Annotated in this window: 26 protein-coding genes and 1 pseudogene; 17 read left to right on the top strand and 10 right to left on the bottom strand. The window is 71.6% G+C overall.

The window, feature by feature from the left end; translation table 11 throughout:
- The first annotated feature begins 24 nt into the window (after positions 1 to 24).
- Positions 25 to 1,209 carry an FAD-dependent monooxygenase gene (locus ACZ6TB_RS43770; RefSeq protein ID WP_465566154.1) on the top strand — a complete coding sequence of 395 codons (1,185 nt, stop codon included), beginning with the start codon at positions 25 to 27 and terminating at the stop codon, positions 1,207 to 1,209.
- On the opposite strand, the gene ACZ6TB_RS43765 is transcribed toward ACZ6TB_RS43770, so the two are convergent.
- Both ACZ6TB_RS43765 and ACZ6TB_RS43760 read right to left on the bottom strand, forming a co-directional pair.
- Positions 1,206 to 1,568, bottom strand: a complete 363-nt coding sequence (locus ACZ6TB_RS43765; protein WP_465566151.1) for a VOC family protein — start codon at positions 1,566 to 1,568, stop codon at positions 1,206 to 1,208. The genes ACZ6TB_RS43770 and ACZ6TB_RS43765 overlap by 4 nt on opposite strands.
- A gap of 40 nt (positions 1,569 to 1,608) precedes the next feature.
- On the bottom strand, positions 1,609 to 3,450 hold the full coding sequence (locus tag ACZ6TB_RS43760) for an N-acetylmuramoyl-L-alanine amidase (protein WP_465566148.1): 1,842 nt from the start codon (positions 3,448 to 3,450) through the stop codon (positions 1,609 to 1,611).
- A gap of 295 nt (positions 3,451 to 3,745) precedes the next feature.
- Here ACZ6TB_RS43760 and ACZ6TB_RS43755 point away from each other — a divergent pair, with 295 nt between their 5' ends.
- Positions 3,746 to 6,037, top strand: a complete 2,292-nt coding sequence (locus tag ACZ6TB_RS43755) for a putative bifunctional diguanylate cyclase/phosphodiesterase (protein WP_465566145.1) — start codon at positions 3,746 to 3,748, stop codon at positions 6,035 to 6,037.
- Positions 6,038 to 6,084: 47 nt separating this feature from the next.
- On the opposite strand, the gene ACZ6TB_RS43750 is transcribed toward ACZ6TB_RS43755, so the two are convergent.
- Positions 6,085 to 6,732, bottom strand: a complete 648-nt coding sequence (locus ACZ6TB_RS43750) for a TetR/AcrR family transcriptional regulator (RefSeq protein ID WP_465566142.1) — start codon at positions 6,730 to 6,732, stop codon at positions 6,085 to 6,087.
- Between the two features lie 51 nt (positions 6,733 to 6,783).
- Between ACZ6TB_RS43750 and ACZ6TB_RS43745 the strand changes: the two genes are divergently transcribed.
- Together ACZ6TB_RS43745 and ACZ6TB_RS43740 are read left to right on the top strand one after the other, a co-directional pair.
- Positions 6,784 to 8,331 carry a CocE/NonD family hydrolase gene (locus ACZ6TB_RS43745; protein ID WP_465566139.1) on the top strand — a complete coding sequence of 516 codons (1,548 nt, stop codon included), beginning with the start codon at positions 6,784 to 6,786 and terminating at the stop codon, positions 8,329 to 8,331.
- 57 nt (positions 8,332 to 8,388) lie between these two features.
- Entirely contained in the window at positions 8,389 to 8,535 is a 147-nt protein-coding gene (locus ACZ6TB_RS43740) for a hypothetical protein (RefSeq protein ID WP_465566137.1), read from the top strand.
- On the opposite strand, the gene ACZ6TB_RS43735 is transcribed toward ACZ6TB_RS43740, so the two are convergent.
- The 3 genes from ACZ6TB_RS43735 to ACZ6TB_RS43725 form a co-directional block, all read right to left on the bottom strand.
- Positions 8,525 to 9,430 carry an NADP-dependent oxidoreductase gene (locus tag ACZ6TB_RS43735; protein WP_465566134.1) on the bottom strand — a complete coding sequence of 302 codons (906 nt, stop codon included), beginning with the start codon at positions 9,428 to 9,430 and terminating at the stop codon, positions 8,525 to 8,527. The genes ACZ6TB_RS43740 and ACZ6TB_RS43735 overlap by 11 nt on opposite strands.
- A gap of 47 nt (positions 9,431 to 9,477) precedes the next feature.
- Positions 9,478 to 10,845 (bottom strand): serine hydrolase domain-containing protein, encoded by a 1,368-nt coding sequence (locus tag ACZ6TB_RS43730; RefSeq protein WP_465566132.1) that lies wholly within the window; start codon positions 10,843 to 10,845, stop codon positions 9,478 to 9,480.
- 70 nt (positions 10,846 to 10,915) lie between these two features.
- Complete coding sequence (locus tag ACZ6TB_RS43725; protein ID WP_465566129.1) at positions 10,916 to 11,545, bottom strand: hypothetical protein; 630 nt, start codon at positions 11,543 to 11,545, stop codon at positions 10,916 to 10,918.
- Between the two features lie 141 nt (positions 11,546 to 11,686).
- Between ACZ6TB_RS43725 and ACZ6TB_RS43720 the strand changes: the two genes are divergently transcribed.
- The 6 genes from ACZ6TB_RS43720 to ACZ6TB_RS43695 all read left to right on the top strand — a co-directional run bounded on the left by ACZ6TB_RS43720 (position 11,687) and on the right by ACZ6TB_RS43695 (position 16,385).
- Positions 11,687 to 12,343: a GNAT family N-acetyltransferase gene (locus ACZ6TB_RS43720; RefSeq protein WP_465566127.1), complete on the top strand. Its 657-nt coding sequence runs from the start codon at positions 11,687 to 11,689 to the stop codon at positions 12,341 to 12,343.
- Positions 12,344 to 12,408: 65 nt separating this feature from the next.
- Entirely contained in the window at positions 12,409 to 12,897 is a 489-nt protein-coding gene (locus ACZ6TB_RS43715; RefSeq protein WP_465566125.1) for a hypothetical protein, read from the top strand.
- 665 nt (positions 12,898 to 13,562) lie between these two features.
- The gene (lexA, locus tag ACZ6TB_RS43710; RefSeq protein WP_465566122.1) at positions 13,563 to 14,201 is read left to right on the top strand and encodes a transcriptional repressor LexA; all 639 of its coding nucleotides are present in this window, start codon (positions 13,563 to 13,565) and stop codon (positions 14,199 to 14,201) included.
- 31 nt (positions 14,202 to 14,232) lie between these two features.
- Positions 14,233 to 14,820, top strand: coding sequence for a hypothetical protein (locus ACZ6TB_RS43705; RefSeq protein WP_465566120.1), 588 nt, complete (start codon positions 14,233 to 14,235; stop codon positions 14,818 to 14,820).
- Complete coding sequence (locus ACZ6TB_RS43700; protein WP_465566117.1) at positions 14,810 to 15,442, top strand: bifunctional 4-hydroxy-2-oxoglutarate aldolase/2-dehydro-3-deoxy-phosphogluconate aldolase; 633 nt, start codon at positions 14,810 to 14,812, stop codon at positions 15,440 to 15,442. The genes ACZ6TB_RS43705 and ACZ6TB_RS43700 overlap by 11 nt, the downstream gene beginning before the upstream one ends.
- Before the next feature lie 13 nt (positions 15,443 to 15,455).
- The gene (locus ACZ6TB_RS43695) at positions 15,456 to 16,385 is read left to right on the top strand and encodes a sugar kinase (RefSeq protein ID WP_465566115.1); all 930 of its coding nucleotides are present in this window, start codon (positions 15,456 to 15,458) and stop codon (positions 16,383 to 16,385) included.
- On the opposite strand, the gene ACZ6TB_RS43690 is transcribed toward ACZ6TB_RS43695, so the two are convergent.
- Entirely contained in the window at positions 16,375 to 17,718 is a 1,344-nt protein-coding gene (locus ACZ6TB_RS43690) for an alpha/beta hydrolase (RefSeq protein ID WP_465566112.1), read from the bottom strand. The two genes, ACZ6TB_RS43695 and ACZ6TB_RS43690, sit on opposite strands and share 11 nt — an antisense overlap.
- Before the next feature lie 139 nt (positions 17,719 to 17,857).
- Between ACZ6TB_RS43690 and ACZ6TB_RS43685 the strand changes: the two genes are divergently transcribed.
- Both ACZ6TB_RS43685 and ACZ6TB_RS43680 read left to right on the top strand, forming a co-directional pair.
- Complete coding sequence (locus ACZ6TB_RS43685; RefSeq protein WP_465566109.1) at positions 17,858 to 18,442, top strand: isochorismatase family protein; 585 nt, start codon at positions 17,858 to 17,860, stop codon at positions 18,440 to 18,442.
- A 7-nt stretch (positions 18,443 to 18,449) separates the two neighbouring features.
- Complete coding sequence (locus ACZ6TB_RS43680; protein WP_465566106.1) at positions 18,450 to 19,370, top strand: GlxA family transcriptional regulator; 921 nt, start codon at positions 18,450 to 18,452, stop codon at positions 19,368 to 19,370.
- A 63-nt stretch (positions 19,371 to 19,433) separates the two neighbouring features.
- Here ACZ6TB_RS43680 and ACZ6TB_RS43675 read toward each other — a convergent pair.
- Positions 19,434 to 20,137: pseudogene (locus tag ACZ6TB_RS43675) on the bottom strand (IS30 family transposase); the annotation flags it as partial.
- Between the two features lie 895 nt (positions 20,138 to 21,032).
- Here ACZ6TB_RS43675 and ACZ6TB_RS43670 point away from each other — a divergent pair.
- Positions 21,033 to 21,380, top strand: a complete 348-nt coding sequence (locus ACZ6TB_RS43670; RefSeq protein WP_465566103.1) for a VOC family protein — start codon at positions 21,033 to 21,035, stop codon at positions 21,378 to 21,380.
- Here ACZ6TB_RS43670 and ACZ6TB_RS43665 read toward each other — a convergent pair.
- Positions 21,377 to 21,955: an O-methyltransferase gene (locus ACZ6TB_RS43665; protein ID WP_465566101.1), complete on the bottom strand. Its 579-nt coding sequence runs from the start codon at positions 21,953 to 21,955 to the stop codon at positions 21,377 to 21,379. The genes ACZ6TB_RS43670 and ACZ6TB_RS43665 overlap by 4 nt on opposite strands.
- 4 nt (positions 21,956 to 21,959) lie before the next feature.
- Complete coding sequence (locus tag ACZ6TB_RS43660) at positions 21,960 to 22,523, bottom strand: nucleotidyltransferase family protein (protein ID WP_465566099.1); 564 nt, start codon at positions 22,521 to 22,523, stop codon at positions 21,960 to 21,962.
- Positions 22,524 to 22,650: 127 nt separating this feature from the next.
- Here ACZ6TB_RS43660 and ACZ6TB_RS43655 point away from each other — a divergent pair, with 127 nt between their 5' ends.
- Genes ACZ6TB_RS43655 through ACZ6TB_RS43640 form a run of 4 tightly spaced genes read left to right on the top strand, consistent with a single transcriptional unit; the run spans position 22,651 to position 25,730 of the window.
- Positions 22,651 to 23,544, top strand: coding sequence for a hypothetical protein (locus ACZ6TB_RS43655; RefSeq protein ID WP_465566096.1), 894 nt, complete (start codon positions 22,651 to 22,653; stop codon positions 23,542 to 23,544).
- Positions 23,541 to 23,948, top strand: a complete 408-nt coding sequence (locus tag ACZ6TB_RS43650; protein WP_465566093.1) for an ABA4-like family protein — start codon at positions 23,541 to 23,543, stop codon at positions 23,946 to 23,948. Before ACZ6TB_RS43655 ends, ACZ6TB_RS43650 begins: the two co-directional genes overlap by 4 nt.
- A gap of 10 nt (positions 23,949 to 23,958) precedes the next feature.
- Entirely contained in the window at positions 23,959 to 25,104 is a 1,146-nt protein-coding gene (locus ACZ6TB_RS43645; RefSeq protein WP_465566090.1) for a sensor histidine kinase, read from the top strand.
- On the top strand, positions 25,101 to 25,730 hold the full coding sequence (locus ACZ6TB_RS43640; protein ID WP_465566087.1) for a response regulator transcription factor: 630 nt from the start codon (positions 25,101 to 25,103) through the stop codon (positions 25,728 to 25,730). Before ACZ6TB_RS43645 ends, ACZ6TB_RS43640 begins: the two co-directional genes overlap by 4 nt.
- Positions 25,731 to 25,829: the final 99 nt, after the last annotated feature.

Raw genomic sequence — 25,829 nt, 5'->3', positions numbered from 1 at the left:
GATTCAAAGGCGGAGGAGCGGGGAATGCGTGTTCTGATCTCCGGCGGGGGCATCGCCGGTCCGGCCCTGGCGTTCTGGCTGCACCGGGCCGGCGCCGACGTCACGATCGTCGAGCGGGCCGCGGCGCCGCGCCCGGGCGGGCACGCGGTGGACATCCGCGGCGCCGCGCGCATTGTGGTCGAGCGGATGGGCCTGCGCGAGGCGATCCGGGAGCGGCAGGTGGACGAGCGCGGCTTCGCCCTGGTCGACGCCCGCGGCCGGAAGATGGCCACGATGCCGGCCGACCTGTTCGGCGGGGAGGGGATCGTCGCCGAGATCGAGATCGCCCGGGGTGATCTCGCCGGGATCCTGCACGACGCGACCGCCCGCGACGTCGACTGGCGGTTCGGCGATCACGTGACCGAGCTGTCCGGCGCGGGGGACGTCACCTTCGCCAGTGGGCGCCGGGAGCGCTTCGACGTGGTGGCCGGCGCCGACGGGGTCCGGTCCGGAGTGCGGAAGCTGGCGTTCGGCCCGCACGAGCAGTTCGTGCGCCCGCTCGGCGGCCGGACGTCCTACTTCTCCGTGCCCGATCCCGGGGACCTCGACCGGTGGTTCGAGATGTTCAACGCGCCGGGTGGCCGGGTCGCCGGCATCCGGCCCGAGCGCGGCGGGACCGCCAAGGCGAGCCTGAGCTTCCGCACCACCGAGCCGTTCCGCCGGATGGAGAAGAGCCGGCAGATCGCCCTTCTGGCGGAACGCTTCCGGGGCGTCGGCTGGCGGGTGCCGGCGCTTCTCCAGGCGATGGGGGACGCCGACGACTTCTACTTCGACGAGATCAGCCAGGTCCACGTGGAGACGTGGTCCCGGGGGCGGGTCGTGCTGCTCGGCGACGCCGGCTACTGCGGCTCCCCGCTGGCCGGCCTCGGCAGCAGCATGAGCCTGGTCGGCGCCTACGTGCTGGCCGGCGAGCTGGCCGCCGCGAACACCCCGGAAGAGGCGTTCGCGGCGTACCAGCGGCAGATGGCGGCCTACGTCGCCGACGGGACGCAGTTGCCGCCGGGCGGCATGGGCGGCTTCGCGCCGAACGGCCGCCTGATGATCCGCATGCGGGCGACCTCGATGCGCATGATGGGTCGCCGGCCGATGCGGGCCATGCTCGAGAAGCAGCTCGCGAAGGCCGACGCCATCACGCTCGCGGACTATGCGCTGGTCCAGGAAAAGATCTAGCGCAGGCAGATGTCGAACGGGTGCCCGGCCGGGTCGAGCAGCACCCGCCACCGATCCGGGGTGGGCTGCTCGGCCGGCTTGGTGGCGCCCAGCGCGAGCGCCTGCTCCTCGGCCTTGTCCAGGTCGTCGACGTAGAGGTCGAGGTGGTAGCGCTTCGGGGACTTCTCGTCGGGCCAGCCGGGACCCGAGTAGCCGGGCACCCGGCCGAAGCCGAGGCTCGTCGTCCCGTCACCGATCATGGCGTAGTCGCCCTCGCTGTGCAGCACCTCCCAGCCCAGCACCTGGGAGTAGAAGGTGGCCAGCGCACCCGGGTCCGCGGCGTCGAGGTTGATCATTGCGAGAGTCGCGATTCCAGTCATGCGCCTCATCCTGGCCGGAAAGGCTGACACCTTCTGTCAGTCACTTGAGAAAGACGAGCCCGTCCAGGACGACGCCCGGGCGTTCCACGCTCACCCGAACCGTATGTGTCCCGGCCGAGGACCAGTAGTGCGTCCAGACCGCCTGGCGGTAGCGGGTCTGGGGGGCGCGCAGATCGAGCGTGCCCTGGTCCTCGCCGTCCACCCCGATCCGGATCCGTCCCGAGCCGGCCGCCCGGCTCACCGCGAGCGCGGCCGAGCGCCCGGTGAAGGTCCAGGTCGCGGTGGATCCGGCGGCGGTGCTGCCGAGCGCGACGCCGCCGAGATAGCCGGGGTTGCTCAGGGCGTGCCAGATCCCGGTGCGGCGGGCGGCGGCTTCCGACACCACGAGGGGTGTACGCGTGACCGACGCGCCGGCCGCGTTGCCGGCCCGGTCGGTGGCCCGCAGCCCGAAGGTCGTGGGCACGGCCGGCTTGATCGTGCCGGTCCGGCTGCGTGCGGCGATGCCCAGGTCGACCGACGTCGGCCGGAGCAGACGGACCGCCGAGAGCCCGTTCACGTCGGTGGCCCGCCAGCCGAGCCGGATCGGCACCGAGCCGTTCAGCGAGCCGACCCGCAGGGCGACGTCCGGCCCGTAGGCGAAGACCGGCGCGGTCGCGTCCGCCACCACCCGGACCGCGGACGTGGCCGCCCGGCCGGAGAGGTGCACGGCCCGGACCGCGACGGTGTGGCCGCCGGGGGCGAGGCGCAGCGCGGTCGTGCGGTGCGAGCCGGGCGCGGCGATCGCCAGCTTCCCGTCGACCCAGATCTCGAACCGGGCGATCAGCGCGCTCGGCGTCGACACGTTCCAGAGCGGGCGGATCAGGCCGCGGGTGTAGAGCAGCGGGCCGAGCTTGACCGCGCCCGGCATGCGCAGGAGCCGCAGCCCGATCGGCGGCGCGCCGGCGATCGCCCGGATCTGCGGGAGCTGACGGTAGAGCGAGTCGCCGGGGCAGTCGGTGCGGCCGGCGTCCCGGTGGCCGGAGATCCGGTAGAGCGTGACCCGCTGCCCGAGCGGATAGCGGTTGCTACCGCCCGAGACGTAGGCGACCTTGCCGTTCGGCGGGTTGCCGGCGGCGCCGAGCTTGTAGGCGGCCACGGTGGCGATCGCGGTGCGCACGGCGGGGGAGACCCCGATCGAGTCGTACGTGCCGATCACCGCGACCGCGCTGGCATCGGTGTTGAAGCCGAGGGTGTGCGCGCCGAGCACGTTGCGGCCGACCCCGCCGCCGCGCCCCTCGAAGATCGTGCCGCACTTGTCGACCAGGAAGTTGTAGCCGATGTCGTCCCAGCCCTTGGTGCGCACCTGGTAGGCCTGGATGCCGCGGACGATGGCGGCCGAGTCGCGGCAGGAGTAGCCGTTGCCGGTCGCCGTGTGGTGCACGAAGAAGAGCTGGACCGGGCCGGTGTAGGAGGGCGCGGCCCGGACGATCGCCTCGTTGGCGCCCCAGCCGGCCCGGGTGACCATGCGGGGGACCGGGCGGGCCGGCATCGGCGCCGCGGTCCGAGCCGGGGCCGACTCGATGCGCGCGGACGGCCGCTCGGCGTCCGGGTTGATCAGGTCGACGCGCAGGCCCGCGGGCAAGACCCGGCGGCCGCCGATGATCCGGGCCTCGACGCCGTCGGACGGCCCCACCCAGAGCGGGTCGGTCGAGCCACGCAGGTCGCCGGCCGCCGTGCCGTCCGCCTCGAGCGATCGCCAGGCGGTCCAGTGGCGGGTACGGCGGTCGCGGGTGCGGACCTGAATCGTCCCGCCGATCCGCGCTTCCGGATCGGTCCAGGTGATTCCCAGCAATCCGAACGGTTTCGTCCTTTTCGCGACGATCGGGAAGGCCAGTGTCTGCATTTCCGGATTCGCGGCGGCTTTCGCGGGCGCCGGATAGGCGGCAATAAAGATCATGGCGAGAAGCGCGGCGAGGCGCTTCGTCCGATTCCGGCGCACGTATTCCCCCGTGGTACTGGTTGATCGGCCATGTGCCAGGTTGCCGTCTTCCTCGCCGGGCGTCCCGCAAATTACGGACTATGTCTTGTTATTTGGTCTCAAAAAATCGGGCAAAAGGCCCAAGCAATTAATTTCGGGTACGGTCTGGACCGGCACCGCGGTTCGATAAAGAATGCATGCGCACCGCCGATGGAAGGACGTGACCAGAGTCGACGCCACCGCCACGCGCCGCGCCCCTTTACGGGCGTATGCCGCCTGGCTGCACGTCGTCGGCGGCCTCGCCATGGTCGCGCTTTTCTACTTCGGCCCCGAGTCGCTGCAGACCCCGATCACCGCGGTGGTGCTGATCGTGGGCATGACGGCGATCCACGTCGGGCCCCGGCTCAATCTGGCCCCGGCCGACCGGACCCCGTGGCGCCTGCTGCTGGTCGCCGGCTACCTCTACATCGTGGCGGTCCTGATCCGGGCCGCCGTGCCCGAGACACTCGCGACCCCGCCCCGGCCCATCGCGCTCGTGCCCGATCTGATCACCGTCCCGGCGTACCTCTGCATGGGTTATGCCTTTGCCGTGATGCTGCGCCGGCGCCGCGCCGGCGACGACGACCCCGCCCGGGTCGACGCCGTGCTGATGGGCCTCGCGTTCGCGTTCCTGACCTGGACCTTCGTGATCGCGCCGTCGATCGCCGACAAGCACCTGTCGGTGGTGCAGCTGATCGACGCGCTGTTCCCGATCATCGACGTGGTCCTGGTGACCCTGGTCGCCCAGCTGCTCTTCGCCGGCGGCGTGCGCGCGGTCGCGCTCTGGCTGATGATCGTCGCGGCCGCCGCCATGTTCGCCGCCGACCTGCTGTTCAGCCTGCGCGACACCGAGATCCTGCACATCGACCAGCTGCCGATCAACGCGCTGTTCCTGGTCATGTTCGTGCTCATCCCGGCCGCCGCCTGGCACCCGTCGATCCGCTCGCTGGTCGAGCCGCAGCAGATCGCGATCCGCGACATGAGCCCGGTGCGGATGGCCGTGATCGGCCTCGTGGTCGTGGTGCCGACGATCGTGACGTCGCTGATGCCGCTCGGCCCGATGGGCAACGACCTGATCCGCGCCTCGCTCTGCGCCCTGATCGTGCTCAGCGTGCTGGCCCGGGTCGTGCGCTCGAACAACTCCCGGGCCCGGGCCGAGCGGGCCACCCGCCGGCGGGCCACCCACGACGGGCTCACCGACCTGCCCAACCGCGAGCTGCTGTCGGAGACGGTGGCGCGCTGGGCCGGCCGCGCCGCCGACGAGCACCTCGAGATCAGCCTGCTCTTCATCGACCTCGACCGGTTCAAGATGATCAACGACCACTGGGGTCACCAGGTCGGCGACGAGCTGCTCTGCGCGGTCGCGTCCCGGCTCAGCGAGCAGGTGCGGGCCGAGGACGTGGTGGCCCGGATCGGCGGCGACGAGTTCGTGATCGCCCTGGCCAGCCCCTCGCACCTGCGCCTGGCCGAGTCGCTGGCCGACCGGCTGCTGGCCGAGTTCGCCCGCCCGTTCGCGCTCTCGGTCGGCGAGGTGGTCATCTCGGCCTCGATCGGCGTGGCCAAGTCGACCGGCGGCGCGCACGCGCTCGAGCTGATCCGCGACGCCGACACCGCCATGTACAAGGCCAAGGGCTCGGGCCGCAACGCGTACGCCCTGTTCGACAACTCGCTGCGGGAGCAGGTGCGCGACCGGGTCAAGCTCGAGCAGTCGCTGCGCGGCGCGTTGGAACGCGGCGAGCTCGCCGTGCACTTCCAGCCGATCGTCGACCTGGCCGGCGAGGACCTGGACGGCTTCGAGGCGCTCATGCGCTGGAACTCGCCCGAGCTCGGCTTCGTCTCGCCGATGGAGTTCATCCCGATCGCCGAGGAGACCGGCATGATCGAGGAGATGGGCGCCTGGCTGCTGCGCGAGTCGGCCCGCCAGCTGCTCGAGTGGACCGACATCCGCGGTCCCGGGGCGCGCCCGCTGCACGTCTCGGTCAACGTCGCGGTCCGGCAGCTGCGCGACGGCACGCTCGTGAGGATCGTCGACGACGTCCTGCGCGAGACCGGCCTGCCGCCGCAGGCGCTGTGGCTGGAGATCACCGAGTCGGGCGTGATGGCCGACGTCGACGCGGCGCTGCTCACCCTCAACGCGCTGCATGCGCTGGGCGTCACCCTCTGCATCGACGATTTCGGTACGGGCTACTCGTCGCTCTCCTACCTGCACCGGCTCCCGGTCGGCATCGTCAAGATCGACCGCTCGTTCATCGACGACTGCGGCCGGGCCGGCACCAACGAGCCGATCGTCCGCGCGGTGCTGGCCATGACCCACGCGATGGGTCACCGCGTCGTGGCCGAGGGCGTGGAGACCGAGGTCCAGCGGGACTGGCTGCGCGAGCAGGGCTGCGACCTGGTGCAGGGCTGGTTCTACGGCAAGGCCGACCGGCCGGCGAACCTCACGCACTGGATCGAGCGTACGGTCAGCGCCTGAGAGCGGACCCCCAGCTCTGCTTACCTCGGCGCCCGGCCCGGCTCTGCTTACCTCGGCGCGCCCCCGTGGTGAATGGCCTGCTCGACAAGGCCGATGATCGTCCAGGCGGCGATGCGCTCGAACGACTGCTCGCGCGCCGGCCCGCCCTCCGCCAGCGCCGCCGCCAGGTGCGGGAAGTCGCCGCTCGCGATCGCCCCGGTGATCAGCGCGACCTGCTCGGCGGCCGGCGTCGCGTTCGCCTGCTCACCCATCACGTAGGCCGCGACGAAGCCCGTGATCAGCGCGATCACCTCCATCTTGGTCGGGCCGTCCAGACCCGTCGGCGCCAGCGCGGCCAGCCCCTCCTCGAGGTAGGCGAGCATGTGCGTGCCGGTCAGCCGGCGGTTCGGCAGCGCGGCCGGCAGCCATGGGTGGGCCAGCATCAGCTCCCGCTGCGCGCCCGCGAGCGCCGGCAGGTCCACCCGCCAGTCGCCGGTCGGCGGCACCCGCCGGGTCGTCGCGCCGACCCGGTCGACCATCAGGTCCAGCAGGCGGTCCCGGGTGTCGACGTAGGTGTAGAGCGACATCGCGCCGGCCCCGATCTCGGTGGCGATCCGGCGCATCGTGACGGCCGTCAGCCCCTCGGCGTCGGCGACCCGGATCGCCGCCTCCACGACCTGGTCACGGGTGTGCTGCGGCGGTCGTCCGCGAGCCATCGATACCTCCTGCTACTATTTTCAGTACGCCGTACGATAAAGGAGCCTGACATGCAGCGACTCCCTCTTCTTCCCCGGATGTTGCGGCGGCGGGCCCGCAAGGGACCGTCCGCACGGTACGACGTGCGCTGGGAGCCGGCCGTGCCGGTGCCCGCCGCCGACGGCAGCCCGCTGCTCACCGACCACTACGCCCCGGTCACCGGCGACCCGTGCCCGACCGTCCTGATCCGGGCGCCCTACATCCGCGCCGGCTTCCCGTTCAACTACCTCTACGGCGTCCTCGTCGCCGAGCAGGGCTTCCACGTGCTGCTGCAGAACTGCCGGGGCACCGGCGGCTCGGGCGGCGAGTTCCACGTCTGGCGCAACGAGCCGGCCGATGGGCAGGCCGCGGTCGCCTGGCTGCGCGACCAGCCGTGGTTCACCGGCGAGCTTTACACCATGGGTGGGAGCTACATGGCGTACGCGCAATGGGCCCTGGGAATCGATCCGCCGCCGGAGTGGCGGGGAGCGATCATGCAGATCGGCTTCTCCGACCCGCGCGACTTCTTCTGGCCGGGCGGCGCGTTCGGGCTCGAGCGCTCGCTGGTCGGCGGCATCGCGCTGTTCGGGCAGGCGCTGAAGGCGCGCGACTACGCCTGGGCGATGGCCCGCATGCAGCGCACCTGGAAGAAGGCGGTCGGGCGGGTCCCGCTCCTCGACGCCTATCCGGCGATCTTCGGGGGTCGCCGGCCGGCGTTCGAGGAGTTCGTGGCGCACCCCGAGGAGTCGTTCTGGGCCGACGGCGACCTCATGCCGGTCGCCGACAAGCTCGCCGTGCCGGTCAGCCTCTGCACCGGCTGGTGGGACCTCGCGCCGCATCAGGTGATCGAGCAGTACGACCGGTTGCGCGCGGCCGGGCACGACCCCGACCTGCTGATCGGGCCGTGGACGCACACGTCGTCGCTCGACCGGGGCTGGGACGAGGTGTTCGGCCAGGCCCTGCGGCACCTGCGGGGCGAGGCGCCGGCCGACCGGGTGCGGGTGTTCGTCGGGGGCGCCGAGGAGTGGCGCGACCTGCCGTCGTGGCCGCCGCCCGGGCGGGAGGAGCGCTGGTCCTTCGCCGACGCGGAACGCAGCTTCCGGTACGACCCGGCCGACCCGACGCCGTCGATCGGGGGAGCGCTGCAGTCCCGGACGCAGGGCCGGCACGACAACGCGGAGCTCGAGGCCCGGGCCGACGTGCTGATCTTCACCGGCGAGCCGCTTGAGGAGGCGGTCGAGGTGATGGGCGCGGTGCGGGCCGAATTCGACGCGTCGACCACGGCGGCGAGCGGTGACCTGTTCGCCCGCCTCTGCGACGTCGACCCGACCGGCAAGTCGGTCAACGTCTGCGACGGGCTGACGCGGTTCGCGGTTTCCGGCCGCGTCGTGGTCTCCCTCGGCCCGGCGGGACACCGGTTCCGGCCCGGCCACCGCATCCGGCTGCTGGTCGCGGGCGGGGCGCACCCGCGCTACCTGCGCAACTACGGCACCGGCGAGCCGCCGGGGCCGGCCACCCGGATGGTCCCGACCGAGACCACGATCCGGCCCACGTCGGCGCTGGTGCTGCCGGTGGTTTAGCGGTCCTCGCCGGTGGGGTAAGCGGGTCGCCGCATCCCCACCGATCGAGGAGTGACTATGCCCATTCAGGGTGTCCTTTACGTGATCGCCATCATCCTGCTCGCCCTCGCGGCGCTGCCCATCCCGGCCCGCGGCATCAGCCTCGCGCTGCTGGGCGCCGCGTTCGCGCTGGCGGCCTACTCGTGGGACACGATCACGAGCTGATGATCAGGACGACCTTCCCGCGGCCGTGGCGTGACTCCACGGCCGCGTGGGCGGCGGCGACGTCGGTGAACGGATAGGCGCGGACCGGCATCGTGACCGTGCCCCGGGCGGCCAGGCCGGCCACCCGGGCGAGCCGTTCGGGGCTGCGGCCGGCCCGCACCACCCGGGCGCCGTGCTCGGCCGCGGCCTTGTCGTCGACGATGGTGCCGACCCGGTCGGGCGCGATGCCGAGCGACACCGACTGGGCGATCGCGTCGCCGCCCGCCGCGTCGAGCGCCACCGTCGGGGCGAGGCCGAGGGCGCGGATCTGCGAGACCAGGGCCGGCCCGTACGCGACCGGCACCGCGCCGAGCCGCCGCAGGTAGTCGTGGTTCGCCGGGCTCGCCGTGCCGATCACGGTGGCGCCCTCGTCGCGGGCCAGCTGGACGGCGACCGTCCCGACGCTTCCGGCCGCCGCGTGCACCAGCAGCACGTCGTCACCGCTCACGCCGAGCTCGAGCAGGGCCCCGCTCGCGGTCTGCGAGGCCGCGACGAGCGCGGCGGCGGTGGGCATGTCCAGGCGATCCGGCTTCCGGACCACCGTCTCGGCCGGTACGACGACCAGTTCCGCGTACCCGTTCATCATCGTGGATCCCAGGACCGCGTCGCCCACCGCGAGTCCCGCGACGCCCGCGCCGACGCCGTCGATCACCCCGGCGTACTCCTGGCCGATCTGCTGCGGGAAGTCGACCTTCGCCCAGGGCATCCGGCCCTGCCGGACGGCGACGTCGAACGGCTGCACCCCGGCGGCCCGGACCCGGACGCGCACCTCGCCCGGCCCCGGCTCGGGATCGGGCAGGTCGGTCAGGTGGAGGACGTCCGGCGGTCCGAACCGGTCGAAGACGGCTGCTCTCATGGCCGCACTCTTGTCATGGCCGCACTCTTGTCATTGCCGCACTCTTGTCATTGCCGCACTCTGCAAGTTGAAGTCAGGTTCAGGTCAAGAGATCCGCCGCGCGGCCCGGCCCTCGTGCAGGTATTTTCCGCCGTCGACGAAGGTGATCGTCCGATATGCCCCGTCGAGCGGCTCGGCGGTGACGAACGTGTCGCCGTCCAGCGGCACGCACCGCATGGTCGTGGGCGGGTCACCGGCGATCTCGAGGACACCTGCGGAGTCATGGTCACGTCGAGCCCGGCTTCGGCGACCGCCACGTCGAAGCGGTACAGGGGAAACTCGTAGCGACCGGCGAACCGCTCCGGGCCCGGGTCCGCCGTCCCGCCCGGCGGGGCCGGTCGCGGCGGCACGGTGACGCCGGCCGCGTCCTCGACGATGTGGTCGAGCAGGGTGTCGAAGAGGGCGTCGGGCATGCCGCCGTTCGCCGACATCGCGACGACCAGGTCGTGCCCGGGCAGCACCCGGAACACGGTGCTCTGCCCGATCGTCCCGCCGTCGTGGCCGAAGACCGGGGTGCCGTTCCAGTCGAACAGGCTCATCCCGAGCCCGTACCGGTCGGCCGATCGTCCCGGCACGCCGGGGATCGCCGACTCCGCCGTGGTCATCGCGGTCACCGCGCCGGCCGAGATCAGCCCGTCGCCGCCGGCCAGGAACATCCGCCCGAACCGCACCAGCTCGCGCGGGGCGGCGCAGGGGGTGGCTCCGGCCGGGCCGAGCGAGCGGGGCAGCTGCCATTCCCGGAAGACCTCGCCGCCGCGCTTGTGACCGGCCGACGCCCGGAAGAGGATCGCCTCCTCGGCGCGCAGGGCCATGTGGGTCACGCCGAGCGGGTCGATCAGCCGCTCCCGCAGCACCGATTCCCAGATGCCACCGCGCAGGCGGGCGACGAGCGCGCCCGCGACCACGAAACCCGAGTTGCTGTACGAGTAGAGCGCCCCGACCGGGTGCACCTGGCCGGCCGCCTTCGGCAGATAGGCGAGGTAGCGGTCGATCGCCTCGTCGCCGCGGCCGGTGTCCTCGAACAGGTCGCCGTCGAAGCCGGCCGTGTGGGTCAGCAGGTGCCGGACCGTGACGGTCTCGGTGGCCTCCTGGTCGGCGACCGCGAACTCGGGGAGGTAGCGGCGGACCGGCTCGTCCAGGTCGACCCGGCCCTCGTCGACCAGCTGCATCACCAGCGCGGTCGTCCAGACCTTGGTGACCGAGCCGATCTGGAAGAGGCTGTCGGGCGTCGCGCGTACGCCGGTGTCGTTGTTGAGCACGCCGGCGGCCGCTTCGATCAGCCGGCCGTCGTGGCCGATCGCGACCGCCGCGCCCGGAACGTCGTACGCGCTGATCGCTTCTTGAAGTAGTTCCTGGAGCTCGCTCCCCGTGGTCATGGAAGCCACTCTATGTTTCCGGCCGGTGATGGCGGCGCCGCTTCCGGCGCCGCCGTCACCGTCGCGTTTCTCAGGAACCGATCGTGCAGAGGTTGTCGATCTCCTGGCCGTCCTTGGTCATCTTGTCCACGATGCCGGGCGGGACGTCGCCGGTCTTGACCGCGTTGGCCATCTGCGCGTAGTCGTCGGCCACGGCGTTGAGCGCGTTGCGGACGTCGTCGTGCTTGGCCTTGGCCGCGGCCGCCTTGAGGTCGTTCGCGGTCTTGGTCAGCGACGCCTCGTCGACGTTGCTGCCGCTCGCGATGATCGCGGCCTTGCCCGAGACGCAGCCCGGGTCGGCGACAGTCGAGCTCGAGATGGCGACGATCACGGCGGTCCAGATGCCCATGATGACCAGCGAGATGATCACACCGGCGATCGCGAGGCCGCGGCCCTTGGCCTTGCCGGCGCCGGTCTTGAAGATCGCGATCAGGCTCAGGATGAAGCCGAGTGGCGCGATGAAGAACGCCAGGATGAAGCCGGCGATCGCGAGGCCGCTGCGGCCCTGCTGCGGAGGTGGCGGCGCCTGGAAGTTCGGCGGGTAGCCCGGCTGCTGGCCGGGCTGGCCCTGCTGGGTCGGGAACTGCTGCTGATTCGGGTACTGCGGCTGGCCCGGCTGCGACGGGTACTGCTGCTGCTCGGGCGGCGGCGGGTACGACACGGTCGAGGTCCTATCAGGAAAGGTTCAGGTTCAGAGGTCCGCGACAGTAGTCGGTGCAGGCCAGGGGTGCTGTCCTGTATCTCAATCGTTATTCCGCCTGGTCGTCGTCAAGCCGACAGACGCGAGTGATCTACTTTCCCGGTGACCGACCTGCGCGATGTCGTCGTTCGGTGGCAGCGCGGCTGGGGCGCGTCCCGGGGCCTGCCCGCCGCCGTTCCCGTCCCCGGCGGGCTTCGCGTGCTCACACAGCAGCTCGGACGCGATGTTGAATACTTCGCCCTCGATCTGTCCGCTCTCCCCGGGCTGGCCGAGCTGGTGCTCGGCGAAACCGCAACCACCTGGCTGACAGTGCCGACCCCGTCACCCTCGGCGGCGGCCGAGGTACTGACAGATTCCGGGCTCGTTTTGCTCAAACGCGCGGAACGGCTGATGGCGGTCGATCTGCGTGAACAGCCGCAGAGTGCGCTCGCCGGACCGTACCGCTTGGAGACCCACGTATCCGGCCAGGTCGTCACCGCCGCGGTCTTTTCTTCCTCGGTCGAGGCCGCACACGGGACCATGGGCTTGAGCGGCTCGGATGCCGTCGCCGACCGCATCCTCACCCACCCCGATCATCGCCGGCGCGGCCTGGGCGGCGTGGTGATGAGCGCCCTCGCCTCGGCCGCGCTCGCATCGGGCGCCCGGCACGGCCTCTTGATCGCGAGCGAGGCGGGCCAGCGCCTTTACGCCGCGCTCGGCTGGCACCCGGTCGCCGACGTCCTGATCGCGGCCGCCCCCGGGACCGAATATCCGTCCTGACGCCTGGTAGCCCGCGCCGGCCGATGTCGTATCCTTCGCCAGCCGATCAAGGACGGGGAGGAACCATGTCGTACGAGCAGCCCGGTTACCAGCCACCACCGGCGGGCGGCGCCATCGCGCTCACCTTGAAATACCACCCGCTGGCCTTCCTGCTCGCCCTGTTCAAGCCGCAGACCGAGATCAACGGCCACGTGGTGGCGAACGCCTGGGGCCGTCAGGTGATCCCGGTGCCCGCCGGCCAGTACATGCTGCACGTGCACATCCCGTACTTCCTGCCGCCCCGGATGGGCCCCGCCGACCTGCCGGTGAACGTGTACCCGGGCCAGACGCTGGAGCTCGAATACCGAGCCCCGATGGCAATCTGGTTCAAGGGCGCCCTGGGCACCCCGCCACAGAAGTGGCCGGGCGCGGTCTTCCAGATCATCTTGCTGGCCGTGGTGGGCGTCATCATCCTGTGCATCTGCGGGGGCGCGCTGGTGAGCATCCTGAGCAGCGGCGACAGCAGTAGTTCGATGTCGGTTTTGCAGGGGGTTGCTGGGCATTTGCGCAGGTAGCCGGGGTTGATCGGCTGGGTGTGATCGCTTGCGGGGTGGGCCGGGGCCTGATGGTGGGGGTCGGCCCATTTTGCGCGTTTTGGGGTTCGGGTTGGTTGCCGATGCTGTGCCTTACGCGCATGACGGGATCCAATGAGGTGCGCGCTGCCCTGGGCTCGTTGCCGTTCCGGCCGGCCCGAGTCGAACGTCGACCGGCCAAGCTCACCCCGCGCGACCGGCCTCAAGCTCACCCCGCGCGACCGGCCCCAAGCTCACCCCGCGCGACCGGCCCAGGCCGCGCCCGTGCGGCCAGTCGGCTCGTATTGCTCGGCTTCGGCTCGCTCGGCTCGGCGCGCTCAGCCCGGCTCGCGGGGGTCGGCTCCTCGGCTCGGCGCGCTCAGCCCGGCTCGCGGGGGTCGGCTCCTCGGCTCGGCGCGCTCAGCCCAGCTCACCGGGATCGGCTCGCGTGGCTCGGCCCGGCTCGGCCCGGCTCGCGAAGCTCACCCGCACAGCAGGCCCAAGCTCAGTCCCCTCGATCCAGGCCCGTCTGGTCCCCACCCGATAACTGGGTGGGGCCGAATTTAGCGGCGAGCTACGACAAAAATCAGGGCCAATCCACAAGGCGACAGCCCACCCCAGCGGTGTGGCTCCGAACACCCGCGACCCCGATCTGGCAGGATCTTGGGGTGCTGGAGGAACTTGACACGTCCGTGCTCGGTGAGCGCCAACGGCAGATCCTGGGCGTCATTCAGAAGTGGGCGCTGCGGTACGGCTACTCGCCGTCCACCCGGGAGATTGCCGACTCGCTGGGGGCCGTCTCGGCCTCGACCGTCGGGCGGCATCTGCGCGTGCTCGAGGAGCATGGGTATCTGCGCCGCGGGCGGGCCGCCACCCGGCCCGTGGACGTGCGCCTGTTTCTGCAACCCGCCGAGAGCCCGCGTCCCGAAAGCGTGACCACCACCGTGCGAGTGCTCGGGGACATCGCGGCCGGGACGCCGATTCTCGCCGAGCAGAACTCGGACGAAGTGCTGGCCCTTCCCCTGGACCTGGTCGGGCGCGGTCAGCTGTTCGGGCTGCGGGTGCGGGGGGACTCGATGATCGACGCCGCCATCTGTGACGGGGACATCGTGGTGGTCAAGCAGCAGGCGGAGGCGTTCAACGGGGACATCGTGGCCGCGATGATCGACGACGAGGCGACCGTCAAGGTGTACCGGCGGCGGGCGGGGCACGTAGTGCTGGAACCGCGCAACCCGGCGTACGAGAACATCGACGGAGACCGCGCCGTCGTGCTCGGGAAAGTTGTGTCGGTGCTCCGCCGGACATGACCCCCGGGCGCGACCTCGCTACGGTTAGCGCGTGTCTCAGATCCCGTGGTGGGGCCTTCCCCTCACCGCTCTCCTGTTCGCGCTGCTCGGCGCCGCCGCGGCGGTGCTCGTCACGGCCCGTGACGAGCTCGTGCGTAGCCGTCGCAAGCGCACCAAACGGTGGTACGAGGAGCGCAGGGACGCGTACGTCGGCCTGCTCTCCGTTTTTGAACGTGATACCTACCGCCTCCGCGCCGCCTACGACGCGGGGGAGAAGCCGGCTTCGGCGCTCGCTTATGTCGACGAGGTCGGGCCGGCGCTGATGCAAGTGCGGCTGCTCGCGTCCGGTCCCGTGCGCAGCGCCGCTCTCGCCGTACACGTGCTGCTCCAGAAGTTGCACGGCGAGATGAACCCCGCCGGGGTGCCGGGCGTGCAACCGCAGATCCATTTCCGCGAGCTGCTCACCCAGGTGCCGCTCGTGATGCAGCAGTTCGAGGCGGCCGTACGGGATGAATTGGGCATTGATACCCAGGCACCCGCCAAGCCGCACCTGCTCAACGGCCGCGCCCGGTCCTTTCTGCGCAAACCGCCCCTGGATGATCTTGCCGATATCGGGCAGGATCTAAGTCGTGACCGATGACGATGTAACTGACGCAGTCATCCGCAGCGGGATCGTGGCGATCCTTCGCGCGCCGACCGCAGACAGCTTTGCCGCCGTCTCCGACGTTCTGATCGGCGCCGGGATCACCGCGCTCGAGGTCACGTTGACCTCGCGGGGCGCCCTCGACGCGCTCGCCGGTCTGCGCCGCCAGCTGCCGTCCACGGTGGCGGTCGGCGCCGGCACCGTGCTCACCGCCGACGACGCGAAGGCCGCGGTCGACGCCGGCGCCGCCTTCCTCGTCTCACCCGTGCTCGACGTGTCGCTGGTGGCGAGCTCGTCGGTGCCGTTCTACCCCGGCACGTCCAGCCCGACCGAGATGTACGAGGCGTACAAAGCGGGCGCGCCCCTGGTCAAGCTGTTCCCGGCGGCCGGGCTCGGCCCGCGCTTCCTGCGCGATGTGCGCGGCCCGCTCCCGCAGATCAAGGTGATGCCGACCGGCGGCATCAAGATCGAAGACATCGCGGACTGGCTGCTCGCCGGGGCCAAGGCGGTCGGCGTGGGCAGCCCGCTGGTCGGCGACGCCACCCAGGGCGGCAGCATGAAGGCGCTCGCGGCGCGCGCCCGGCACGCGGTCAGCGCGGTAGCGTTCGCCCGATCATGAGCGGAGGCCGGTCATGAGCGGCGGGCTTTTTACCTTCGGCGAGACGATGGGGCTGGTCGCGGCCGACGGCATCGGCCCCCTCGCGTACGCCCGCAGCTTCTCGTTCGGGATAGGCGGCGCGGAAAGCAACGTCGCGATCGGCGTGGCCCGCCTCGGCGGGAAATCCACCTGGCTCGGCCGCGTCGGCCCGGACGCGACCGGCGAGCTGATCGGCCGCCGCCTCACCGACGCCGGCGTGCGCGCCCTCACCATCCCCGACGACATGTTCACCGGCCTGATGGTGCGTTATAAGCGGTCCGGCGAGTTCATGCACGTCGACTACCACCGCGCCGGCAGCGCCGGCTCCCGGCTCACCCCGCACGACGTCCCCGGCGCCGAGCTGCGCGAGGCCGGCATCGTGCACGTCACCGGCATCACCCCGGCGCTGAGCGAGACCTGCCGGGCCGCCGTCTTCCAGTCGGTCGAGACCGCGCTGGCGGCGGGCGTGCCGGTGTCGGTCGACGTGAACTACCGCAGCAAGCTGTGGTCGAGCTACGACGCGGCGCCGGTGCTGCGCGACCTGGTCTCGATGGCCGACATCGTCTTCGCCGGCCCCGAGGAGGCCGCGCTGTTCGTCGACGGCGACGACGTGCTGGGCGGACTGGCCAAGCTCGGGCCGACCGAGGTGATCGTGAAGGACGGCGGCCGCGGCTGCGTCGCGCAGATCAACGGGGTACGCCACGAGGTCCCCGCGCTGCCGGTGACGGTGATCGACCCGGTCGGCGCGGGGGACGCGTTCGTGGCCGGCTACCTCGCCGACCGGCTGGCCGGCGCCCCGGCCGATCAGTGCCTCCGCACGGCGATCGCGGCGGGCGCGTTCGCGGTCACCGTCCCGGGCGACTGCGAGGGCCTGCCCGACCGGGCCGAGCTGGCGGCACTGACCGGCGGCGACATCAGGCGATAGGGCAGGTGGCGCCCCGCGCCGGCACCTTCAGCGCGACGAGGTAATCGTCGGCGGTCTTTTTCATGCAATCACTCAGCGTGTACGACCCATGGCCGGCGCCCTCGTACGTGACCAGCACCCCGTGCCGACCCAGCTGTCGCTCGACCGCTTTCGCCCAGTTCAGTCCCGTGGCCGCGTCGTGCTTCGCGTTGAGCAGCAGGATCGGTGTCTTGGTGTGGACGCTGAGCACGTGCTGCGGGTTCGCCGGGTGTGGCCAGCCCAGGCACAGGGTGAGCGCGAAGATCTGCGGCGGGTAGCCGGTTGTTGGCGCGATTCTTGCTGTCTTGTCGAGCAATGCCCGATATTCCGGGTAATTCCGGACTGGAAGCGCCCAATCCCCGCAGAATGCCGGGATCACCACGCCGAGGTCGGTGACGTGTAGAGCCGGACCGCCGGCGTCCACAGCGGAAAGATAATCGGCCAGTACGGCGTAATCGGCGTCCTTGAGCCGCTTCAGGCTCACCGCGAGCAGGTCGAACCGGTTGTGCGTGCCGATCAGCCGGTGCCAGACCGGGCGCGCGCCGCCACGCTGGTTGAGGCTGCACGCCGTTCCGGCGCCGTCGCACCAGTCGGCGAAATCGTCGAACGCGTCCTCGAACGCGGCCGCCTGGCTGGTCAGGAACGCGCCCGTGGTCGGCACGCTGTGGTCGTCGACGCTCTCCAGCACCATGGCCCGCACCCGGCCCGGGTAGCGCTCGGCGTACTGCTCGCCGAGCAGCGTGCCGTACGAGCTGCCGTGGAAGCTGATCTGCCGCTCGCCGAGCGCGGCCCGCAGCGCGTCCACGTCGCGGACGTTGCTGAGCATGTCGGCGTGGTCCCACACCGGGCCGGTCGCGGCGCGGCAGCCTTTCCAGAGCTTTCGGTTGTACGCCAGGGTCGCGTCGAAGTCGGCCTGGCTCGTCAGCACCGGGGCGGGCTTCTCGCCGGCGTCGGGACATGTCACCGCGTGGCTGCCGTTCGAACCGCGCGGGTCGAAGCCGACGATGTCGAAGCGGCTCAGGATCGTGTCGCTGAACCGGCCGTAGTCGTTGACGACCCGGTTGACGCCCGGATCCCACGGGCCGCCCGGTCCCCACACCAGCGTGCCGATCTTGTGGGCCTGATCGGTGGCGAGGCGCCGGCCGACGGACAGGTCGATGGTGCCGCGGCCGGGGTGATCCCAGTCGATCGGCACCGTGAGGGTGGCGCATTGGGCGTCCCGGTCGTCGCCGCAGGTGTGCCAGCCGAGCGCGCCCCCCGCGGGCGCGGGGACCGGCAGCGCGGCGGCCAGCAGGACGCTGAGGAAGGAATTCATGGGTTCGATCCTGGTCGATCACCGGTGGGCGGTTAATCCGGAATGACCCCGAGGGCTTTTCCCGTACGTGACCAGATCGTTCCGCCCACGGTCCCGATGGTGTCTTTCTCGCCGCCCGGCCGCGGCGTTGAATCGAGTCATGACAAACGCGCTGATCGTGATCGACGTGCAGGAATCGTTCCGGGTGCGGCCGCTCTGGGAGACGCTGAACAATCCATCGCTCATCGCCAATGTCACGCGCCTCGTCGAGGCGGCCCGACAGAACGGCGAAACGGTGGTCTGGGTGGTGCATTCCGAGCCGGGAAGCGGCGGCGAGTTCGATCCGGCCAACGGGCACGTACGGGTGGTGGGCGAGCTCGAGCCGGCCAAGGACGAGCCGTTCGTGGCCAAGACCTCGCACAACGCCTTCACGACGACCAACCTGGGCCAGGTGCTGACGACCGCCGGGGTGACGTCGGTGACGGTGTGCGGGCTGCGCACCGAGCAGTGCGTCGAGACGACCGCACGGGTGGCCTCGGATTTCGGGTACGACGTCACGTTCGTCACCGACGCGACCGGCACCTTCCCGATCCCGCACTGGGACGCCCCCGCCGACCAGACGGTCGCCGAGCTTCTCGCCGACCCCCGAACGCTTTCCGCGGCCGACGTCGTGGCCCGCACGGAGTACGCTCTGGCCGGCCGTTTCGCCGCGGTCCGCAACACGGACGACTACCTGGAGGCGTGACCGGATCGTGAGCCGCGTGGTGTTCGTGCTGACGCCGCAGGTGCACCTGCTCGACCTGGCCGGCCCCGCGCAGGTGTTCACCACGGCCGAGGGGTACGAGGTCAGCTACGTCGCCGAGGCGTCACCGGTGCCCACCTGGCAGGGCGTCTCCCTGAACGCGTCGCGGGACTGGCCCGCCCTGTCCCGCGACGACCTCGTCCTGATCCCCGGCTGGCACGACGGTTACGGCGCCTTTCACGCGAGCACGCTGCGCCGGATCGCCGCCCATCACGAGGCCGGCGGCATGGTGGCGAGCGTCTGCGCGGGAGCCGACGCCCTGGGCCGGGCCGGCCTGCTCGACGGCCGCCGCTGCACCACCCATCACGACCTGCAGGACCGCCTGGCCCTCGACTATCCGCTGGCCACCGTGGTGCGCGACGTCCTCTACGTCAGCGACGACCGCGTGGTCACGTCGGCCGGCATCGCCAGCGGCATCGACCTGGCCCTGCACCTGGTAGCGCTGCGCCAGGGCCCGGCGGTCGCCGCCCGAGTGGCCCGCGAGATGGTCGTCTACGGCCGCCGCAACGGCGACGAGCCCCAGGACAGCGCGATGCTCCGGCACCGAGCCCACCTGTCCGACGTGGTCCACCGAGTGCAGGACCGCATCGACGCCGCGTTCGCCTCACCGCTGCCGCTGGCGTCCCTGGCCGCCGACGCCGGGGTGAGCGAGCGCACCCTGACGAGGCTGTTCACGACCGCCGCGGGCCGCACCCCGCTGCGCTACCAGCAGGTGTTGCGAGTAGAACGAGCCGAGTACTTGATCGCCCACGGCGCCACGGTAGAGGGCGCGGCCCACGCGGTGGGCTTCGCCGACGCCCGCATGCTGCGCCGCTTACGTGCGCGTCCCTTCGCCGTGCCGGTTGTGGACAGCCCACAGAATTTGTCGTAGGCGGCTCGTAAAGTCACCCCACCCCGTTTTGGCGGATTCTGGGGGTCGTCGCGACATGGCTGGTCAGCTGGCTTGTGCGAGGAGGGTGGTGAAGTGTTCGGCGGGGGTGTCCCCGTTGAGTGTCCGGGGTCGGCCGTTGAGTTGCGCAGCGACGGCGTCCAGGTGGTCGTGGTCGTGCGCGGTCAGGTCGGTGGATTTCGGGAAGTGTTTGTTGGAGCCGCGTTTCCATGGGCTGTGTGGGTCGCAGAAGTAGACGGTCATGTCGGTGGCTAGGGTGAATTGGTGGTGCCGGTGCATTTCGCTGCCCTGGTCCCAGGTCGGTGACCGGCGCAACTGCTGCGGCAGCCCGCCGATGGTGTCGATCAGGGCGTCTCGGACCAGCTCCGGGCTGCGCCCGGCCGGTAAGTGGACGAGCAGGACATGACGGGTGTGCCGTTCGACCAGCGTCCCGATCGCCGGCCGGTTGTCCTTGCCGATGATCAGATCGCCCTCCCAATGCCCCGGCACTGCCCGGTCGTCGACCTCGGCGGCTCGTTCACTCATCAGCACCATCGGCGTGGCCATCCGCGGGCTGCGCTGCTGCGCTCCCCGGGCGGGGGGCGGCGTATCGCCCGGCCGGTGCGCAGCGCGGCCGCGATCTCGCGGCGCAGTTCGCCGCGGCCCTGGACGTAGAGGGCTTGGTAGATGGTTTCGGGTGTCACGGAAGGCTCCGGCCGGTCGGGATGCTCGCGGCGTACGCGTGCCAGGATCTGTTCCGGAATCCATCGCCCCCGGACCGCGCGCCGGGCGGTGGTGGTGATCGGGTTCGGGCCGTGCCGCCACCGTTTACCGGTCCGCGGGTTGATCCCGACTACCTAGGCCGCCTGCGAACAGTTCGTCCCCTGCTCCACCAGGGCAAGGTAAGCCGCCCGTTCCCGCAGCAACGGCCGACCACGCTGCGGGAGCGAACGGTCCCGGACCTCAAAACCCCATCATCAACACCCGTCGATCGAGTGTTGCAACGACCCATGGAATCCGAGGACTGGGGTGGGGGTGGCGTGGGGCGGCGGGGTGACGACGCCCGCAGCCGGCAACGCCGCGGCCCGCGGCGCTGCGTCGCGGCGCCACGCCCATCCGAATGCCGTGCGGCCTGGGGTGTGGACAGCCGGCGAAAACTGTCATAACTCGCCGCTACGTTTCCCCCACCCAGTGACGGGGGTGGGGTGGGGATAGGCCGAGCTGAGTCGGATGGCGCCGGGTGCGACGCGTGGCCGGTCGGGCGGACATCGCGTGCCGGTTGTGGACAGACCGCAGGTTTTGTCGTAGGTCGCCGCTACGTTTCCCCCACCCAGTGACCGGGTGGGGTGGAGATGGGCCGAGCTGGGCGGGATGGCGTCGGGTGCAAAGCGTGGCCGGCCGGGCGGACATCGCGGGCGGCGGGTGACGGGCGGCGAGGCAGGCGGTCGGCGCCTGGCGGCGCGGGCGTGTGGCGCGGGACAAGCGGCGCGGGGCGGCGCGAGGCGGGCGGCGCGAGGCGGGCGGCGCGAGGCAGGCGGCGCGAGGCAGGCGGCGCGAGGCAGGCGGGTGGCGGAGCGGGTGGCGCGAGGCGGGCGGCGAGGCAGGCGGGCGGCGCGAGGCAGGCGACGCACAGCGGCCACCCTCCAACCGACATATGGTGCGGTGATGTGGACACTCGGGTGTGACGCCGCCGATCCACGCGCGCTGGCCTCCTTCTGGGCCCTTGCGCTTGGTTACGTCGATGAGCCTGGCTATGACGAACCCGACGGGGCCTCGATCGTCGACCCCTCGGGGAGCGGGCCGGCCATTGGGTTCCTGCGGGTTCCGGAGGTCAAGACGACCAAGAATCGGATGCACATCGACATTCGGGTGGGTGGCGAAGCGGCGGTGCGGGCCAAGGTGGCCGAGCTCGTCGACAAGGGGGCGACGGTGGTGCGGGAGCATCGGTACGACGGGCAGTTCGGGCACATGCTGATGCTCGATCCGGAAGGAAACGAGTTCTGCGTGGTCTAGGCCCGGGCCAGCACGGCGACGAACAAGCCCTTGCCCACGGCGATGGTCGAACCGGTGAAATGCGGGTCGGCGGCCAGCAGCGTCAGGAACGGGGCCACCTCGTCGGGGTGGGACAGGACATTGTCGATCGCCAGGACGCCGCCGCGGCGTAGGACTCGGCGGACGTCGGGCCACCACGCCGGGTACTCCGTCCGTTCGGAGTCCAGGAACAGCAGGTCGACGCTGGCGGAAGCGCGGGCGGCCAGGAAAGCGCCGCCGTCGGCGGTTTCGAAGGCCACGTGGTCGGCCAGGGCGGCGCGGGACACGTTCGCGACGGCGGCCGGGACGGCGGCGATGTCGACGGTGGTCACCGAGCCGCCCACCGCGCGGGCCGCGTCGGCCAGCCAGATCGTGGAGTAGCCGTTCGACGTGCCGATCTCGACGATGTCGCGGCAGTTGCCGATCCGCAGGACGAGCGTGAGCAGCTCGGCGGCGTCGGGCGAGAGGTTGCGGCGCCGGGATCGGCGATCAACCTGGGCCGCGTCGAAGGCCTTGCCCTCGGCGTACAGGTGGTCGAGCAGCGAGCGCAGGTTCACGTGATCACCCTCCCGAGATGGGCACGTCCAGGTCCAGGTCGTCGGCCACGTCGCCGACCGGCACGACGGTCACCAGCGAGGCGTGCGCGCGCAGGTAGTCGCGGGCGCCCTTGTCGCCGGTCGCGGCGGCGATCACGCCGGGCCAGTGGGCACGGCCGAGCAGCACCGGATGGCCACGCCGGGTGCCGTAGCCGCCCATCACCAGGGCGTCGGGGGCGGCCAGGGCGGTCACTCTGCGTACGGCGGTTGCGGTCACGCCGGGCATGTCCACGAGCAGGACCACCGCGGCGTCGACGTCGTCGTCCAGGGCCGTCAGGCCGACCCGCAGCGACGATCCGAGCCCGCTCTCCCAGTCCGGGTTGATCACCGTCCGCGGCAGGCCGGCGGCGGCGTCGAGCACCTCCGGCGCCCGCGCGCCGAGAACCACCAGGCTGGGTGCGACACCGGCGTCCCGCAACACTGCGGCCGCGCGTTCCACCAGCAGCTTTCCCCCGTACGCGACCAGGGCCTTGGGCATTCCGTACCGGCGCCCGCCACCGGCCGCCAGCACGACACCGGCGGTCTCCATCTGCGGAGGCTATCGCGCCCGTAGGGGGCCGGTCTCCTACCAAGGGAGGAGGCGGGCTCGGACCACCGGCCGGAGGTGCGGACCGTGGGCGGACGAAATGACGGCTCTCGATGCCGAGGCTGCTGGTATGACAACCGCCACGAGCAGCACAGTAAGACGCCAACGGCCCCTGATCGTCCTCACCGCCGGGATGGCCCTGTTCGCGTTGGTCACCGCCGTGGGCATCTTCGCCGATCACCGGGTGATCACGGGCGCGCCGGCCTGGCTCAAGCCCTTCAAGTTCTCGATCTCGTTCGCCGTCTATGGCCTTACCCTCGCCTGGATGCTGTCGATCCTGCCGCGCCGCAGCCGGGTCGGTGAGTGGGCGGCGGTCGCGATCGTCGGCGTCGCCTTCGTGGAGGTGGGGATCATCATCCTGCAGGCGGCCCGGGGCACGACCAGCCACTACAACGAGACCTCGCCGTTCAACGCGGCCCTCTGGCAGGCCATGGGCCAGGCCATCCTGGTGCTGTTCGTGGCCCACGCGGTGATCGCGATCGTGGCGATGCGCCAGAAGATCAAGGACCGGGCCAACGCGTACGGGATCCGCCTGGGCCTCGGTCTGTCGCTTCTCGGCATGCTCGCCGCCGTGCCGATGGTGCTGCCGGGGCAGGCGCCGGCCGGCGTCGACGACATCACCGGCGCGCACAGTGTCGGCGTGCCGGACGGTGGGCCGGGCATGCCGCTGACCGGCTGGAGCACCACGGGCGGCGACCTGCGGATCGGGCACTTCGTCGGGCTGCACGCGCTGCAGGCCCTGCCGCTGCTGGCCTTCCTGCTCGGCCGCACGTCGCTGGACGCCACGCGGAGGGCGCGGCTGATCCTGGTCGCGGGTGGTGCTTACGGCGTACTCACGCTGCTTCTGACCGGGCAGGCGCTGCGCGGGCAACCGCTGCTCGAACCGGACGCCCTCACCGTGGGTGCGTGGGCGGCGCTCGTCGCCGCGACCGCGACCGCCGTCGCGCTGGTGCTCAAGAAGTGACCGGCACGCTGTTCGGCCTCACGTTCCTGGTGGCCGCGCCGTTCTGGGCCCTGATGATCCTGCTCCCCGGGTGGCGCCTCACCGAGCGGATCATCAGGAGCCCGCTGATCGTCGTCCCGGTGCTGCTCATCTACGCGATCCTGGTGATCCCGTCGCTCCCCGACCTGCTCCCGGTCGTGCTCGGCCCGTCCCTCGACGGGGTGCGCGAGCTGCTCGGCTCCGCGAACGGCGCGGCGGCGGCCTGGGCGCACATGATCGCCTTCGACCTGTTCGCCGGGCGCTGGATCTGGCTCGACGGCCGGGACCGCAAGATCCGTCACCTCGTGCTGGCCCCGATCCTGGTGCTGACGATCCTGTTCGGTCCGCTCGGTCTGGGGGTCTACCTGGCCGTACGCGGGCGTTAGGGTGACCGGCATGGGGTGGGTGGGGCGGCTCTTCGACCGGCGGGACACGTGGGTCCGGATGGTGCTGCTCGACCTGAGCGGCCTCAGCTACCTGGTCTTCGGCAGCGACGACGGCCGCCACACGACCACCGCCCAGTGGGTCATCGCGGTCGCCGCGTTCGTGGCCATCGTCGCGTTCTGCCGCTGGCCGGTGGTCAACCTGATGATCCAGCTGGCGCTGCTCGCGGTCGCGCTGTGCGTGCTCGACGACCCGACGATCAACCAGGTCGGGTCGAGCTGGGCGCTGGCCGAGGTCGGGCTGTGGGCGGCGGCCACCCGCACGATCTGGCTCTGCACGGCCGCGACGTTCGCGGTCTACCTGGTGTTCGACGTCATCGGCGCGCCCGGCGGGATGCGCGGCGAGCTGTTCGGCGTGCTGGTCCTGCCGATCGGCCTGCCGCTGCTGCTCGGGCTGGTCATCCGCACCACCCGGGAGCTGGGCCGGCAGGCCGAGCTGCGGGCGCAGTCGGAGAGCCGGGCGGCCCGGGCCGACGAGCGCGGCGCGATCGCCCGCGAGCTGCACGACGTGGTGGCCCACCACGTGGCGTCGATGGTGCTGCGGGTCGGCGTGGCCCGGCACGTGGTGCCCGACCTCGACCCGCGACTCGCCGCCGTCCTCGACGACGTGCACGCCACCGGCACCACCGCGCTGACCGATCTGCGCAAGCTGGTCGAGGTGCTGCGCGACCCGGCCGGGGTGAGCGGCGATGCGGCGATCACGGCGATCGAGCCTGGCTCGCTGCCGGCGGCGCTCGGCGCGGCCGTCGACACGGCCCGGCGCACCGGGCTGACCGTGGAGGCCGACATCGACGAGGCGGTGGGCGAGCTCGACGCGGTACGCGGCCTGGCCGTGCTCCGCCTGACCCAGGAGGCGCTGACCAACGTGGCCAAGCACGCCGGACCGACCGCTCGCGCGCGCCTCTCGGTGACCGTCTCCGATGGGGCCGTGAGCTGGGAGGTGGCGGACGACGGAGGCGACGCGCCGCCCGCACCCAAGGGTGGCCATGGCCTGATCGGCATGCGCGAGCGGGTCGAGGTGCTGGGCGGGCGGTTGAGCGCCGGCCCGTCCGGAAGCGGCTGGCGGGTCCGGACGATCCTTCCCCGGGCGATCGCGTGATCCGGGTCCTGCTCGTCGACGACCAGCAGCTGATCCGGGCCGGGCTGCGGATGCTGTGCGACGCCGAGCCCGATCTCGAGGTGGTCGGCGAGGCCGGCAACGGCCGGGAGGCGATCGCCATGGCCGAGCGCCTCACGCCGGACGTGGTGGTGATGGACCTGCGGATGCCCGGCGTCGACGGGATCAGCGCGACCAGCCGCATCCTGTCGTCACGGCCGGCGACCCGGGTGCTGGTGCTGACCACGTTCGGCGACGACGACCATCTTTACCCCGCGTTGACGGCGGGGGCGTGCGGGTTCCTGCTCAAGGACGCGCCCCCGGCCGAGCTGCTGGACGGCATCCGGCGGGCGGCGGCGGGGGACAGCCCGTTCAGCCCGGACGTGCTGCGGCGGCTGGTCGACCGGGCGGTGGCGAGCCGGGGCGAGCCGGCCCGGCCGGTGACGGGGCTCACCGGGCGCGAGCGGGCGGTGCTCGGCCTGGTCGGGGAGGGACTGTCCAATGCCGAGATCGCCGAGCGGCTGCACATCGGCGTGACCACGGTGAAGACGCACATCACGGCGCTGATGACGAAGACCGACTGCCCTAATCGCGTACGCCTGGCGTTGCTCGCCAATCAGCGCGGGTAGACAGAGAAAGGCCGGAGATCCGTGGCGGCGGGTCTCCGGCCTTTGCTGCTATTAAAGGCTATCGCGTCATCCCGGTTTTCACCGGTGATCTCCGCGGCG

The organism is Actinoplanes sp. NPDC051537 (genome assembly GCF_055586105.1).
The sequence above is the reverse complement of the archived record's forward strand: the minus strand, read 5'-3'. Positions and strand labels throughout refer to the sequence as shown.